The following is a 15531-nucleotide window of genomic DNA, read 5'->3' on the forward strand; positions in this document are numbered from 1 at the left end:
GAATGATCAAGGGCGGGGCGTTTATAGCTCCCCGCCCTATTTTTGCGTGGTTTAATCGCGGTGGCTCGGATGGGGTTCGGTGATCGGGGGCAGGCGCAATTCGGATTTGGTGTCAAAGACATGCACTTTTTCCATGTCAAAGCTGACGTGAATGGTGCTGTCGACGGCATAGTCCGGGCGGTCCATGGTGAAAATCTTGATCGGTTTATCTGCCAGTGTGGCATGGACAAGGGTTGAAAGACCCATCGGTTCGATCAGATCGACACGGGCGGCGAGGCCGGAATTGGCATCAGATACGATGGTGATGTGTTCGGGGCGTGCGCCAAGGGTGGCGGCCTGATGGGTTGTTGCTCCTTGGGCGTGCAGAACCGGAACCAATGATCCGTCCGACAGACAAATACCTGCGCCATCAGAACCATTATCGTCCTTGGTTTCATAAGTGCCTTCGAGGAAGTTCATGGCAGGCGAGCCGATGAAGCTGGCGACGAAGATGTTGGCGGGGTGGTCATAGATTTCGACCGGGCTTCCGACCTGCTGGATGATGCCGTCATGCATGGCGACAATCCGGTCGGCCATGGTCATGGCTTCGATCTGATCATGGGTGACATAAACCGACGTCGCACCAAGCCGACGGTGCAGTTTGCGGATTTCGGTGCGCATCTGTTCACGCAGCCGCGCATCAAGGTTTGATAACGGTTCATCAAACAAAAACGCCTGCGGTTTGCGGACAATCGCGCGCCCCATGGCCACACGTTGGCGCTGCCCGCCCGAAAGTGCCTTGGGGCGGCGTTCAAGCAATGCGCTGAGCCCCAGGATGTCGGCGACATTGGTGATGGCATCGGCAATTTTTTCCTTGGCGGTTTTGCGCAATGTCAGCGCGTAGCTCATATTTTCGGCCACCGACATGTGCGGATAAAGGGCATAGGACTGAAACACCATGGCGATGTCGCGGTCTTTCGGTTGCAGGTCATTGACGACATTGCCAGCGATTGAGATATCGCCCGATGTGATGTCTTCCAGCCCGGCGATCATGCGCAAAAGCGTTGATTTGCCACAGCCCGACGGGCCGACAAGGACGATGAATTCGCCGTCGCTGATGTTAAGATCAATGCCGTGCAGCACATCAACTGCACCGTAACTTTTGCGGGCATTTGCAATTTCAATAGAAGCCATAAAAGTTGTCCTCTTATCCTTTGACCGCACCTGCTGTCAGGCCCTGCACCAGATAACGCTGGATCAGCAGGAAGAACAGACAGGCGGGAATAAGTGCCAGCACACCAGCAGCCATCATCTGGCCGAAATCGACGCTGAATTTCGAAACGAATGACAAAAGCCCAACCGGGAAGGTCGATGCAGACTCACTGCTGACCAACATCAGGGCGAATAAAAGTTCGCTCCAGGCGGCAGTGAAGACAAAGCCAAGTGTTGCCGCCACACCGGGAAGGGTCAGTGGCAAAATGATCGCGCGGAAGGCCTCAAACCGGGTGTTGCCATCAATCATCGCGGCTTCTTCTAAGTCCTTGGGGATGCCGTCAAAGAATGACTGCATCAGGAAGGTGGCAAACGGCACGTTAAACGCCGTATAGACAATGATCAGGCCGGTCAGGCTGTCGGTCAGGCCAAGCGGGGCCAGAATTTTAAAGATCGGCGCGATCAGCATGACCAGCGGGAACATCTGCGTGATCAGCATCAGGGCGACAATGATCACCTTGCCGCGAAAGGCAAAGCGCGAAAACGCATAGCCGGTCAGGGCGGCGATTACGGTTGTGACCGCGGCGGTTGTGCCCGCGACAATCACCGAATTCATGAAGTAATGGGGGAAGTTGCTTTGGGTCAGAACGAATGTGTAGTTGTCCCACGTGGTGCGTGACGGCCACATACGCACACCTTCGGTATAGAGGATGTCGTTTGGCGTCACGGACACCTTAAGCAACCAGTAAAGCGGAAACAGCGCAAAGATCACAAAGGCGGCAATCATCAGATAATGGCTGCCCCAATAGAGCATTTTGCGCGTTGATGTGTGTCCGGTCAGGGTCATTTGGGGATTTCCCTAGTTATCTGAGTGCGTCATGGCACGACGCAGCGCAATCACGCTGAGCGCATAGGCCAGCAACAAGACCAGAAGGACTGCGGCAATCGCCGAGGCATAGCCAAAATCAAGGCGGCGGAAGGCCTGTGTGAAGATGTAGGAGGCAACAATCTGGGTGGAATCAGCCGGGCCGCCCTTGGTCATGACGACAATCAGGTCGGCGAAATTGGCAATCCAGATGGTGCGCAGCATCAAGGTGATCGCGATGGTGGGTGCTAAGAAGGGTAAAGTGATGCTGACAAACTGCTGGCGCGTGGTTGCGCCATCAATCGATGCGGCCTCGTACAATTCTTTGGGGATGGATTGCAGGGCGGCCAGCATGGTGATGGCAAAGAACGGAATGCCAAACCAGATGTTGGCAATGATCGGTCCCCACATCGCAAGATCAGGGTCCGACAGGATGTTGTAAGGCTCGGCCATCAGGCCAAGCGAGGTCATCCAGTGGGGCAAGGGACCGACCACCGGGTTAAACATCCATGCCCAGTTTAAGCCAGACAGGAAGGTCGGCACCGCCCACGGCAGAAACACAAGTGCCTGAATGAGACCACGGCCCAAAAAGGCGCGGTTGAGCAGAAGGGCCAGAATAAGGCCAAGGCCGAACTGAAACACCAGCGATCCGAACGTCCACCATGCGGTGTTGGCCAAGGCACCCAAAAACGCCTGATCAGATATCAGGGTTTGGAAATGGGCCATGCCGACAAAGCCGCCGCTAAACGGATTGAGGATACGGATGTCGCGGAAGGCATAGCTTAGGCCCAGGATCAGCGGCATCAACATGACCGCAATAATCAGAACCAGTGCCGGCGAGACATAAAGATAGGGTTCGAGAATACCGGAAAGTTTTTTGGAGAAGCCCCCCCGTCTTTCGACGGGGAGTTTTCCGGTTTGCGTTGCCAAAGTCACTGCTTTGCCTGCATCCATTTTTGCTGTGCAGCGGTCAGGTATTCCGCCCACTGATTGGCGAGTTCTTCAGGTGTAATCCGGCCCAGCATGGCTTCCTGACTGGTGCGGATGACCAGGCTGTCCTTAAAGAAGGCGAATTCTTCAAGGTGGGTCGGCATGACGGTCGGATGGACATCCGGGTCAGACAGTTCGGCAAACCAGCCTTCGAATTGCGGGCTGGCAAAGAACGGGTCGCTTTCGGCACCATCATGGATCGGAAGCGCACCAATGCGTTTGTTCCACGCAAGGTTGCTTTCCTTGGACTCAAGATGGGCAATCAGATCCCATGCTTCGTCCTTGTTTTCGCTGTTGGCAAACATCGACCAACCGGCATAACCAATGGTCGGGAATGCCTTGCCTGATGGGCCTTTGGGCATGGTGGTGACACCAAAGTCCTCTTCCTTCATGCGGCTGGAAATCGCAATCAGGGCGTCGGGGTCCTGATCAAGCATCGCACAGGTGCCTGAATAGAAACCGGCAACGATTTCGTTAAAGCCCCAGTTCAGGCTGTCTTTTGGGGCCAGACCGTCCTTGTAAATATCCACCAGATATTCAAGGCCGTCCTGCCAGCCATCAGAATTAAAGGTGCTTTGTCCGTCTTCGGTAAAGAATTCGTTCGAGCCCGCAGCCGTGGCGCCAAACATCACCCAGCCATTTAAGCCACCGGGACCACCACGCATGCAGTAGCCGGACTTACCGGGCAGGGCGGAAACCTTTTGGGCGGCGTCGCGGAAATCTTCAAGGGTGACCGGAACGTCGGTGACACCGGCTTCCTTGAACAGTTTTTTGTTATAGAACATCGCACGCAGATAGAAGCCATAGGGCAGCATATAAGCGGTGTCGTCGGCCGAGCGGGCAAATTCAAGCGCGCGGTCATTGAGCGTTTTGCCGCCTTCCCAGTCCTTGATATAGGGCTCAAGACTTTCAAGCGCGCCATTGTTGGCATAAAGGGTTAGCCATGTGTCGGGCATTTCAACGATGTCGGGTGTTTGCCCGGCCGAGACCATTGTGGCGAATTTTTCAAACGCCTGTCCCCATGGAAGGGATGTGATTTCAACCGTCACGCCCGGATGGGCTTCTTCGTATTGTGCCACAAGGGTTTTAAGCGTTTCGGTGCGTTCCGGGCTGGTGATGACTTCGACCAGCTTCAATGTTGTGTCGGCATATGCCTGACCTGTCAGTACAATAGAGGTCACACCTGCCAGTAGCGTTGTTTTCCAGTTCATTGTGAAGTTCCCTGTTTTTTTAAACGTTTGGTGTTCTTCTGCCTTGGTATTACTTCAGGCTCGCCTCGATTGCGGTGGCCAGATCAGACCAGAGGTCTTCGGCACTTTCGAGGCCGATGTGAAGGCGGACCAGATTTTCCGGCACGCCAAAGCGCATCGCCGAATTGGGTCCGCCCACTTGCGCCCGCGTTACCAACGCGGGGACAATCAGGCTTTCGTGTCCGCCCCATGACACGCCGATTTTGAAAAAGCGCAGCGCATCAACAAAGGTCGGGATATCGACCTTTGGCGAAAACTCGAATGAGAAAAGTCCGGACGACCCACTTAACCCCGGTGCGGGTGGGGTCATCAGTCCGGGGTAGTGAACTGCGGTGACCTGTGCATGGTCGGCAAGGTTTTGCGCAATGATCAGGGCGGAGCGTTGATGTTCGCGCATACGGGCCGGAAGGGTGCGCAAGCCGCGCAACAACAGCCAGCTGTCAAACGCCGATAATTTCGCGCCGAGATAAGGCAGGATGTTGGACCGGACCCGTCCGATGAATTCGTTTGTGCCGGCAATGACGCCTGCCACCACATCACTGTGCCCACCCAGATATTTTGAGGCCGAATGAATGACCACGTCACAGCCAAGGGTTGCTGGCTGACAAAAGATGGGGGATGCCCAGCTGTTGTCGATCATGGAAACCGCGCCGTGGTCGCGGGCCGCATCACACAGGGCGGCAATGTCATGGGTGTGGAAGGTCCAGCTTGTCGGGCTTTCAAGATACAGGATCTTGGCACCGGGCAGGGCGGCGCGCACCGCATCAATATCGCGACCATCGACATACTCGACGGTGACATTCATGTCGCGCAGGAACATTTCAAAAAACCGATAGGCATCGGGATAGCAATGTTCGACCGATACAATCCGGTCGCCCGGTTTGACGACCGACAGGACGGCGGATGAGATGGCGGCCATGCCGCTGGCAAGGCCAAGGGCGTCTTCGGTTTTTTCCAGGGCGGCGATTTTGTCTTCGAAGGCGCGCACGGTCGGGTTTAGGCCCCGCGAATAGACCGGGCGGATTTTGCGCCCGGCATAGGTTTCGATCATTTCGGCGCAATTTTCGAAGGTAAACAGCGAGTTTTGGAAAATCGGTGGCACGACCGCATTGGCAAAGTGGCTTTCGTCATAGGCGACGACACTTTCCGGGGCGGTGACGGGTGCCATGACGGGGGCTTTGGGCGTGGTGGAATTATTGTTGTTCTTCATCAGACATTCTCACGATATCGCGTTCGACGATTTCAAGGATGGCAAGGGTTTGCTGGCGGGCGTCTTCGGCGTTGCCTGCAACAATCGCGTCAAACAGCATGCGGTGAAATTCAAACGATTCACCGGCGAAATCAGGACGGTTGAACGGCTGGGCAAAGAAGCTTTCGAATGCTTCGCGCATCTGGCCCAGAAGTTGTTCAAACAATGGGTTTCCCGACGCCTTATAGATCGACAGGTGAAAAACCAGGTCGGCCTGACCGGCGGTGCCGAACTCAAGATGTTCGGCCTCCATCGCATCAAGGGCGGTGCGCATTTCGGCGATGTCGTCGGGAGTGGCGCGTTTGGCGGCCAGCATGCTGGCTTCGACCTCCAACCCGCGTCGGACTTCAAGGGTTTGTAAAAGGCCGTCACGCTGGGTGGCGATGGACAGCGGCATATACAGGGTTTTTTCCGAAACCGGGCGTTTGAGATAGGTGCCCGAGCCGCGCTTGATTTCGACAATGCCGAGCGCCTGCATATGGCCGATGGCCTCGCGGATGCTGGACCGGCCGACTTTCAGCCCGGCCATTAATTCACGTTCCGGGGGCAGTTGATCGCCGGGTTTCAAATCTGACTGCACGATGAAGTGCGTCAGGGATTCAAGGATCGCATCGCGACGCCCTGAGGTTTGTATGGGTCGAATAGTGGCACCTGCCGATTGCGACACATCACACCTTTATCTGATTTCCAAATCGTCTGATTGTCCATTTATCTGGTCAGTTATCAGACGTCAGACCAATTTTGGGATTGAATCGGTTCAAGTCAAGAAAGAATTCAATTTCGGGATATATTTTGCAACCGCGAATGGCGAAGGCCCGGCTTTATCCGGGCGTTTGCGGTTTCGGTGACCGGGCATGACTTTGCACTGCATCGTGCGCGGTATGCACCGACAGTTTGGTCAAATGTCAGCGGATGTGGTTGAGAATCGGTTTAGGGATGGGGACAGTTGACTAAGACCGACAGCATTGATTGAGGCTGCCTGCCTTTAAAAGCTTAGCACCAAGCCGTGCCTGTTAATCAGTTCTGCAAAGGTCCCATTGTTCTTGATTTCCGCGAGTGCGGCGTTGAAGCGCACCAGAAGGTTTGCATTGTTGGGATAGTTCTTTGACGCCATGACGTGTAACGATGCCTCGGAAAGCAACGGTTTTTCAAGTGTATAGAAATTCTTGGCGACATCGGGTGGGAACAGTTTGTTGATCAGATACCACCCAATTGGACTGGGCAGCGGGGTGAGATCAATCCGGCCGAGTTGCAGGCGTTTGATGTTCTGTTCTTCTGAATGGACGTAATCAACATCCAACCCCGCCTTGGTAAACATCGGAACGTAATAATATCCCTGAATGCCGCCGATGGTCCAACCGTCAAGGTCGCTTAGATTTCGATAGGAGATCTGTGGTGCTTCGCCCTTGGGGTCATAGGCGAAAAACTTGGCATCGCTAAAATAGATCGGGTCGGAAAAGTCATAGATTTTGTCGCGCTCTTCATTTCGGGTATAGGGTATTGCGCCCCACGCTTCATGGTTCTGAACAGCTTGCGCGCAGCGTTGCCATGGAAGATAGCGAAACTCAAACGTTACACCCATCTGATCACCGATCTCATCAAACAGATCGGGCAGAAAGCTGTGTTTCTGATTCTTCAGGATAAAAGGCGGATAGTCGTCATTGGTTGCGATCACCAGTATTTCTTTGGCGCTCAGTGTGCTGATGGCACAAAAAGTCACCAGTAAAATCGCCAGCAATCGGCAAGCATATGTAAATCTTGGGTGCGATGTCATCTATGACATATGGGCAAGTTTAACGCATTTATTAGGGGGATGCGCCGGGGATGTCCGAAACGTGGTGGTATCAGCAATTGCACCGTCAGCTTCGTGCAAAAAAAACGCGCCGCATCAGGAATGCAGCGCGCAGTGGGGCATCGTTGAGGGAGGCGGGAGGTATTCAAGTAAAGTGTTGCTGATCAGTTGGCGGTTGCGGCCTTAACGATCAGGTCGGCGACGGCTTTGGGGTTTGAGACCATGACGACATGGGACGCGCCGTCAATGACAACGGTTTTTTTCGAATTGGCGCGTTCAGCCATGAATTCCATGGCGGCAGGCGGGATGTTTTTGTCAGCCGTGCCAAAGATGTGAAATGACGGGATGTCTTTCCATGCGGCATCGCCAGACGGTTCGTTGAGCGCAAAGTCAGTAACTGGGCGTTGGGCGACGGCCATCAGGCGGGCCTTGTCGGCCGGGACGTCGGCGGCGAACTGGGCATGAAACTTGGTCGGTTCGATGTACAGATCATTCACACCATTTCCCAGTGGAACCGGGGCTGCCAGGGCTTCGCCCAATGTGCCGCCGGGGAATTTTGCCGCCAGTTCACCAATCGTTTCACCCTTTTCCGGGGCGAAAGAGGCAACATAAACCAGTGATTTGACATTGGTGGCACCCTTTGCGGCATTGGTGATGACCGGGCCGCCATAAGAATGACCAACCAGAACAACATCACCGGCAATGCTATCGACCAAGGAGCGGGTATAGGCGGCATCGCCAGATACACTGCGCAGCGGGTTGGCAAGGCTGATGACCTGATAGCCTTCGTCTTGAAGGATCGGGGTAACGCCGTCCCAGCTGTCGGAGGCGGCAAATGCACCATGGACCAGAACAATGGTTGGTTTGGCGTCTTTGTCGGCGGCGAACGCCGGGGCCTGTGCGACCATCAGGCCCGCACCGATGGCTGCTGCTTTGGCCAGATTTTTCAGATTGAACATTTTATCTCTCCTTATGCCGGGGCGCCGGGGGCCGGCTGCGCTGGCGGTCTGTTGTTGCGATGAATGGTTTGTAGCGATGAAATAATGATCGGGCAATAGTAAATCGTGTACGATTTAATTATGCGCGATCACATCAGCGTGAAGACGCGGAAAAGACGCGTCAACGCCCCGGTTGGCTTGCCCGGGGCGTCATCACCGGTGGGCGTCATCAAGGATAAAAGCCGATTGGGGAGGATTTGGCCGATGACCGATATCGCGACGTCGGTGCCGCTGGACGACCCGGCAGGCTGGTTTACTTGGCGTTGGCCGCGTCGGTCAGGCTTTCGAAGTAAACCAGAAGATCGGCGATGCTTTCAGGGGTGAGGGTAAATTCCGGCATGGTCAGATCGTCATGCGATACGGAAATGCCTTCGGCCAATGCTTCTTCAAGGTTTTCAAGCGGCCAGCGTTGCCCGAAACTGGCAAGGGCCGGGGCGTCGGTGATGGCCGGATCGGGAAGCGGGTCGCCTTCGAACTTGGTGTGGCAGCGCAGACAGGTCTGTTCGGCAATGGATTGACCGCGCACCACATCGCCATGTGCTTCGCCCTTGCGCGACATATAATCGCCAACACCCCAAAGTCCTGCGGCGACAACGCCGGTGGCCAGAATGACAAGGCTGATTTTTTGCAAAGGTGGTGCCCCCGGATGGTTGTTTCTTGTTTGATCAGTCCTTCTATAGCAGAGCATTGTAACCAATTCCCTAAGCTGAGCGTCTCTTTGGTGATGGGGAATTAATAGATATTGATAATCAGTCTCATTTTCGGTAAATCTCGTGTCGCTGCCGGTTCAGGCAGTGATTGCGTCGTCCAAAGGAAGATGCGGCTTGGCCGGAAATTCACCATCCTTAACCCTGTTTATGCGTCAGCGCTCGGCGCTTGTGAGCTATGCCAGTACGATTATCGGCAACCGTGTGCAGGCCGAAGATCTGGTGCAGGAAGCATGGCTGCGCTTTGATGAGGCGTCGAAAGGAAGATTCCTTGAGGATGCAACCGGATATCTGTACCGGATCGTGCGGAACTTGGCACTGGATAGCAAACGCAGTGCGGCGCGCGAACGCAGTGTAACCGGTGGCGCGGACTATGACATCGCGGTGCAGACGTCTGCGGCCGACAGTCCCGATCCGGAAACCATTGCGCTTTACAAGGACGACTATGCCAAGGTGATGCAGGCCATGGCAGAATTGCCCGACCGAACCCGCATTGCCTGCGAAATGCATCGTTTTGGCGGGGCCAAACTGCGTGAAATTGCACTGTTTTTAGATGTCTCGGTTCCCTTGGCCCATAAACTTGTGGCAGAAGGCATTGATCATTGTCGCGAACGACTGGGGGGATGGCCATGACGCGCAACCATGACCATCGCCGGGGTTTCGGCGTAAAAGGCAATTGGCCTTCATCCATTTGGGGATATGGCGTGACAAAGGTGTCGGGGAAAAATGCCGTAATGGGACCGGTTGTGCAGAGCCTAGCAAAGGTAACGTGATGGCAGGAACGCGCGAGCCAGCCAGCAAACGGGTGGCACAAGACGCAACCAATTGGTTGATCCTGTTGCAGGATGCACCCGATGATGCGGACCTGCGCGCGCGGTTTGATGATTGGTATGCGCAAAGTCCAGCCCATCAGAATGCGTGGAACACAACCCAAAAGACGGCCCGATTGATGGGGCAGGTGACCGCGCAGCAGATGACATCTTCGCGCCACGGCACGGCGGATGATCCCGCCGATTGGCAGCGTTTTTTGCATGACACGCGGGCACATGACGTTTTGACCGGACAGGATAGCCACCCAGTTCGTGCGGCCAGTTCGGACGGTCGTTCCGATACAGAAAATACAGTTGCCGGGGCTGAAATACAGGATGCGCCCGTCGAAAATACCGTGCAGGGGACTGCGGCAAAGGTTGTTCAGGCACAGGGACGCTTTGCCCGTCGTGGCAATGGGTCTTGGCGCGGTATTGGTCTTGGCGGGCTGGCGGTGGCGGCATCGTTGTTTGCCGCCCTGTTTGGTCCGAAAATCGCCACCCAGTTACAGGCCGATTACAGTACGGGCACCGGGCAGATCAACACAATCACCCTTGCCGATAACAGCCGGGTGACGCTTGCGCCGGAAAGTGCCCTTCGTGTGATGTTCGAAGATGGCGTGCGGGTGGTTGAATTGCTGGATGGCGAGGCCTTTTTTGAGGTGACGCCAGACCCATCGCGCCCGTTTAAGGTTGCGGCACGTCTTGCCGATGTTACGGTTCTTGGCACTGGATTTGATGTGTCCGAGGGGGCCGGGGTGACGCAGGTTTCCGTCGAACATGGCCGGGTGCGGGTGGATAACGCCGCCCATCTTGTCGCACATTCGGAATTTCTGGAGCCGGGGCAAAGTTTACAGGTGCGCGGCGATGGAAATGTTCTGCGCGGCGATACGCCAACAGGTCAGGTGGCGGCATGGCGCAATCATCAACTGATTGCGCAGGATCAGCCGCTTGGCGATGTGGTTGATCGTCTTCGGGGGTACTTCAAGGGCGCAATCATCATCAGCGATGAAGCCCTTGCCGGGCAGGCCGTCACCGGGGTGTATCGCCTGACCGATCCGGTGTTGGCCTTGCGCGCAATTGCGCGTGCGCAAAACGCGGTGGTGCGTGAAGTAACGCCGTGGGTTTTGGTTGTATCCCCGTCATAAGCAAAAATCATCTGAGCCGTGCTGTCTGTCTCGTGACGGAAAAGGCAATAAAACCGCCTTTCTTACCGGTGGCCCGTGACTGTTTTCCCAAGCTTAAACCGCAGGATTTTGTCGGTTTTCTCAGAAAAGAGTGATTTCCCAAAAGTTTTTTTGAAAAAGCCATATCCCCGGTCGTTTTGTTTTGTATGCGAAATTGAGAAGCGTTTGCATTCTCAATTCAGCTAAGGCATATGATGTGAAACCGGAGACAAAAGAATGACGAATGGGGGAGCAACCGCGATGCGAAATCGTGGTCGCGTGGCGCTTGTCGCGAGTGCATTGATGATGACGACGGCATTGGTGCCTTTCGTGCTGGTAACACCGGCACAGGCACAGCAAGCCGGACATAATCGCATTGACGGACAGTATGAATTTGACATTCCGGCGCAGTCGCTGACCAGCGCGCTGGCGCAGTTTGGCGTGCAGTCGGGGTTGCAGGTGACGGTGGATGGCGCGTTGGTGCGAGGTCTTGAGGGCCGCGCGGTTACCGGGACCATGCGGGCGGATACAGCGCTTGAAGTGCTGCTCGGCGGGACGGGGCTGAATTATGATGTGACCGGCGATGGTACGGTGGTGATCGAAGCGCTTCAGACCGGGGCTGCGGCCGATGGCGAGGTGCTTGACCCGGTGCGGGTTGAGGCAACCGGGGTTGAGCTTTCAGGTCCGAATGATGCAATCACCGACAGTTTCGTTGCCAATCGCAGCCGTACGGCATCCAAAACCGATACGCCGGTTTTAGATGATTCTGCGGCGGTGTCGGTTGTCACGCAGAAGGAACTGGAAACCCGCAATGTTCAGGATGTGCAGCAGGCTGTTGCCTATACAGCAGGCGTGCAGGCGGGTGAATATGGCTCGGACGTGCGGTATGATTATGTCCGCCTGAGAGGGTTCTATTCATCGCTTTCGACGTACCGTGATGGATTGTCATCACGCACCTATAACTTCACGACAGCACGTCAGGAACCTTATGGCCTGCAGCAGGTTGATATCCTGAAAGGGTCAACCTCCAGCCTGTTTGGCATGAATGGGCCCGGTGGTTTGGTCAATCTGGTGACCAAACGTCCAGAAGATGAAGCCAGTGGCGAGGTCTTTACCACGTTTGGCGAAAATCATCTGCGCGGCGGTGGGGATGTTACTGGCCCGGTGGCCGAAGACAGCAACTGGACCTATCGCCTGACCGGGCTTTGGCAGGATGCCGAACGCAGTCAGGATTATTCGCAGGATGATCGTATTTATATAGCACCCGCCTTTACCTATGCGCCCAAGGCCGGGACCGAGCTGACGTTGCTGACCAGCTATAGCAACCGCGAAAGTAACCTTGGGTACGGTTTCCCTACCGGGATTGAAACCAGCCGGGATGCCTTTTTTGGGGAGCCGGATTTCAACAATTTCGATACCGAAGAAACCAACCTTGGCTATGCGCTGTCCCATCAGATTACGGACAAACTCGAATTTCGTCAGAATGCGCGCTACACCCATGTCGATCTGGATTATGAAACGGTTTATCTGAACGATACGACACCGCTTGGCAATCGGTCTGCGTTCGCGATTTATGGCGAGCTTGACCGGTTTGCCGTCGACAACCAGATGGAATATGACACCGCAGTTAACGATAACCTTGATAGCAAGACCTTGGTCGGGATCGACTTTAACCGCGATCAGAACCGCGAAAAGCGCTTTGACGGCACGGCATCGCCAATTGATCCCTACAACCCGGTGTATTGCGGAACGTCATGCATCAATTTCACCAGCAGTTCAGATACGGAAATTACGCAGTCATCCTATGGTCTTTATGCACAGGAACAATTGACCATTGCCGATGACTGGATCGCGACGGTTGGCGGACGGTTTGATTATGTCCAAAGTGATGTTGATACTATTAGCAGCGGCACCGTCGAAGAGCGTGATGACCACAAATTCACATCGCGCCTTGGCTTGACGTACAAGGCAACCGACGAGGTTTCGGTTTACGGGAACTATTCGGAATCTTTCCAGCCGGTGTATTCCAGCACCTCGTCGCTTCCGGGTGGGGCGAAGCCGCAGGAAGGCACGCAGTACGAGGTTGGCCTGAAATATCAGCCTGCCGGGATGGATGCGATGTTCACAGCAGCCCTGTTTGACCTGACGCAGGAAAATGTTTCGCAGTGGAATGCGGATTATTCGGCCCATCGTCAAGTCGGTGAAATCAATTCACGCGGGGTTGAGCTGGAAGGCAAAATGTCACTTGATGACCGCACCAACATGACGCTTGCCTATACCTATCTTGATGCGGAAATCAAAGAGGATGTGATCACGACCAATATTGGCAATCGCCCCGAAATGGTACCGGAACATACCGCATCGGCATGGCTTGATCATACAATTCCCGAGCATGGCGCGTTTGGTGATCTGACATTTGGTGGCGGTTTGCGCTTTGTCGGGTCGCGTTACAACAATAATGCCAATGCGTCGCTTCTAGGATCGCACACGGTGGTTGATGCAATGGTCAACTATATGGTGACCGATAATGTCAGCGTTGCGATTAATGCCACCAACCTGTTTGACCGCGAGTATGTGTCGTCCAACACGTTTGGCAGTCGCTTCTACGGTGACGGCCGCACGGTTCTGGCGACACTGAAATACAGCTGGTAAGTCGACATCCAGTCAAAGTAAACGGCCGCCCCGATCATGCATGCGGGCGGCCGTTTGTCGTATGTGTTTGATGCCTGTGCGAAACCTATTCGCGGAATTTTTCACGGGCCGGGGTGCCACCGGCACCGCGCCCGCGTTTGAGGCTGGGCAGGGCCAGCATGGCCAGAACGAAAAGGCCCGTGGCCAGTTTAAGGTCGGGTGGGGGCATGCCTGCCGCCAGACACAGCGACACCAGCTGATAATAAATGATGGCACCGACAAACGGGGCAAGCAATTGACGCCAAACCGATTGTTTGCCAACAACCGCCTCGCCGATCATCAGGGCGGCAAGGCCATTGATCAGGATGCCAAGGCCCATGTTCACATCGGCAAAGCCCTGTGCCTGCACCATCAGTGCGCCGCTGGTTGCGGAAAATCCGCTGGCCAGGCCGACACCGATAATGGTCGATACCCAGACCGAAATGCCCTGTGCCTCGGCCATGGCCGGGTTGGAGCCGACCGCACGCAATGCTGTGCCTTTTTCGGTTTTAAAGAACCAGTTGAGTGCGAGAAATACGCCCGCCCCAATCAGTCCGGCGATGATGATCTTGCTGACCGGGAAGCCCGGTGTGACAAAGGGTGCCCAGTTGTAAACCGTGTCAGAGCCAAAGATCGACAGGTTGGATTTTCCCATGATGCGCAGATTGATGCTGTAGAGCATCGTCATCATCAAGATCCCGGCAAGCAACGTGTGGATGCGAAACCGCAGATGAATAAGGGCTGTACAGCACCCGGCCAAAAAACCACACGCAAGGGCCGCGACAATCGCCAGTGCCGGATTAACCCCGGCGGCAATCAAAACCCCGCAGACACAACCGCCCAGTGGGTAGGCGCCTTCGCTGGTGAGATCGGGGAATTGCAGGGTGCGGAACGGGATCATGATTCCCATCACGACAAATGCCAAAATGAAGCTTTGCGAGAGCGTTACCGGTACGAGTGCCACATAGCTTGTGAAGGTTGAAGAAATGAATTCCATCATGGTTTAAGCCCCAGCCCCCAGCATCATGGCATCGGTCTTGACCGCGAAATGGTCGACCAGTTTTGCCACGGTGACATTGGCTTTTTCGGCGCCGCCGATTTCCAGTTTGACGCGCCCGGCATCCAGCATGATCACCCGATGGCCGTAATCAACCGCGTGGGCCATATTGTGCGTCACCATCAATGTCGTCAGTTTAAAGGTATCAACGGCGCGCACGGTGGCCTGCATCACAAGATCAGCCGTGCGCGGATCAAGGGCGGCGGTATGTTCATCAAGCAACAATAAATCGGGCGATCCACCGACAGCCATGATCAGGGATAGCGATTGACGCTGCCCGCCCGAAAGCAATTCCACCTTGGTGTCGAGCCGGTTTTCAAGGCCAAGCCCAAGGGCGGCAAGGCGGTCCTTATAATCGGCAAGACGTTTGGCATTCAGCCCGCGCGCAAGGGTCCTGTCGGTGCTGCGCAAATCGGCCAGAAGCATATTTTCAGCAACGGTCATGCTGGCGGCTGTGCCCAGCATCGGGTCCTGAAACACCCGTGCAATCCGTTTGGCGCGTTTGTGCACCGGCGTATCGGTAACGTCATCGCCATTGATGGCGATCTGACCGCTATCAAGGGGGAGTGCGCCCGACACGGCATTGAGCATGGTGCTTTTCCCAGCCCCGTTTGAGCCGATGACAACCCCGAATTCCCCGGTTTGCAGGGTCAGGTCAAGGTTATCAAGTGCGATTTTCTCGTCGGCCTGACCGGCATAAAAGACTTTTCGTGCAGATCGGACTTCAAGCATCCGTCTTCTCCTTGGGGTATTGTGCCGAAAGACGTGCGGCACATGCCCGAATGTCATT

14 protein-coding genes are annotated in these 15531 nt (G+C 55.2%); 3 read left to right on the top strand and 11 right to left on the bottom strand.

Features of this window, described 5'->3' with window-relative positions; translation table 11 throughout:
* Window positions 1–51 precede the first annotated feature (51 nt).
* From K355_RS0110580 to K355_RS0110625, 9 genes are all read right to left on the bottom strand, one after another.
* Window positions 52–1173, bottom strand: coding sequence for an ABC transporter ATP-binding protein (locus K355_RS0110580; RefSeq protein ID WP_022732113.1), 1122 nt, complete (start codon window positions 1171–1173; stop codon window positions 52–54).
* A 13-nt stretch (window positions 1174–1186) separates the two neighbouring features.
* Complete coding sequence (locus K355_RS0110585; protein WP_022732114.1) at window positions 1187–2038, bottom strand: carbohydrate ABC transporter permease; 852 nt, start codon at window positions 2036–2038, stop codon at window positions 1187–1189.
* Between the two features lie 12 nt (window positions 2039–2050).
* Window positions 2051–3010, bottom strand: coding sequence for a carbohydrate ABC transporter permease (locus tag K355_RS0110590; protein WP_022732115.1), 960 nt, complete (start codon window positions 3008–3010; stop codon window positions 2051–2053).
* Entirely contained in the window at window positions 2989–4257 is a 1269-nt protein-coding gene (locus tag K355_RS0110595; protein ID WP_022732116.1) for an ABC transporter substrate-binding protein, read from the bottom strand. The genes K355_RS0110590 and K355_RS0110595 overlap by 22 nt, the downstream gene beginning before the upstream one ends.
* A 49-nt stretch (window positions 4258–4306) precedes the next feature.
* Window positions 4307–5506: a PLP-dependent transferase gene (locus K355_RS0110600; protein WP_022732117.1), complete on the bottom strand. Its 1200-nt coding sequence runs from the start codon at window positions 5504–5506 to the stop codon at window positions 4307–4309.
* Window positions 5490–6212, bottom strand: coding sequence for a FadR/GntR family transcriptional regulator (locus K355_RS0110605; protein WP_022732118.1), 723 nt, complete (start codon window positions 6210–6212; stop codon window positions 5490–5492). The genes K355_RS0110600 and K355_RS0110605 overlap by 17 nt, the downstream gene beginning before the upstream one ends.
* Window positions 6213–6530: 318 nt before the next feature.
* Window positions 6531–7265 carry a substrate-binding periplasmic protein gene (locus tag K355_RS0110615; RefSeq protein WP_245562936.1) on the bottom strand — a complete coding sequence of 245 codons (735 nt, stop codon included), beginning with the start codon at window positions 7263–7265 and terminating at the stop codon, window positions 6531–6533.
* Window positions 7266–7501: 236 nt separating this feature from the next.
* Window positions 7502–8296: an alpha/beta fold hydrolase gene (locus K355_RS0110620; RefSeq protein WP_022732121.1), complete on the bottom strand. Its 795-nt coding sequence runs from the start codon at window positions 8294–8296 to the stop codon at window positions 7502–7504.
* A 292-nt stretch (window positions 8297–8588) separates the two neighbouring features.
* Window positions 8589–8966 (bottom strand): c-type cytochrome, encoded by a 378-nt coding sequence (locus tag K355_RS0110625; protein WP_022732122.1) that lies wholly within the window; start codon window positions 8964–8966, stop codon window positions 8589–8591.
* 193 nt (window positions 8967–9159) lie between these two features.
* Here K355_RS0110625 and K355_RS0110630 point away from each other — a divergent pair, with 193 nt between their 5' ends.
* The 3 genes from K355_RS0110630 (at window position 9160) to K355_RS0110640 (ending at window position 13666) form a co-directional block, all read left to right on the top strand.
* Entirely contained in the window at window positions 9160–9675 is a 516-nt protein-coding gene (locus tag K355_RS0110630) for a sigma-70 family RNA polymerase sigma factor (RefSeq protein WP_028791521.1), read from the top strand.
* Between the two features lie 139 nt (window positions 9676–9814).
* Window positions 9815–10996, top strand: a complete 1182-nt coding sequence (locus K355_RS25105) for a FecR family protein (protein WP_022732124.1) — start codon at window positions 9815–9817, stop codon at window positions 10994–10996.
* A 255-nt stretch (window positions 10997–11251) separates the two neighbouring features.
* Window positions 11252–13666 (top strand): TonB-dependent siderophore receptor, encoded by a 2415-nt coding sequence (locus tag K355_RS0110640; protein ID WP_022732125.1) that lies wholly within the window; start codon window positions 11252–11254, stop codon window positions 13664–13666.
* An 85-nt stretch (window positions 13667–13751) separates the two neighbouring features.
* Here the strand turns inward: K355_RS0110640 and K355_RS0110645 are convergent, their stop codons facing one another.
* Together K355_RS0110645 and K355_RS0110650 are read right to left on the bottom strand one after the other, a co-directional pair.
* A complete protein-coding gene (locus tag K355_RS0110645; protein WP_022732126.1) occupies window positions 13752–14684 on the bottom strand; it encodes an ABC transporter permease in 933 nt (310 codons plus the stop codon).
* Between the two features lie 3 nt (window positions 14685–14687).
* Window positions 14688–15473, bottom strand: a complete 786-nt coding sequence (locus K355_RS0110650) for an ABC transporter ATP-binding protein (protein ID WP_022732127.1) — start codon at window positions 15471–15473, stop codon at window positions 14688–14690.
* Window positions 15474–15531 lie beyond the last annotated feature (58 nt).

The organism is Thalassospira lucentensis MCCC 1A00383 = DSM 14000 (assembly GCF_000421265.1).
Lineage (GTDB): Bacteria > Pseudomonadota > Alphaproteobacteria > Rhodospirillales > Thalassospiraceae > Thalassospira > Thalassospira lucentensis.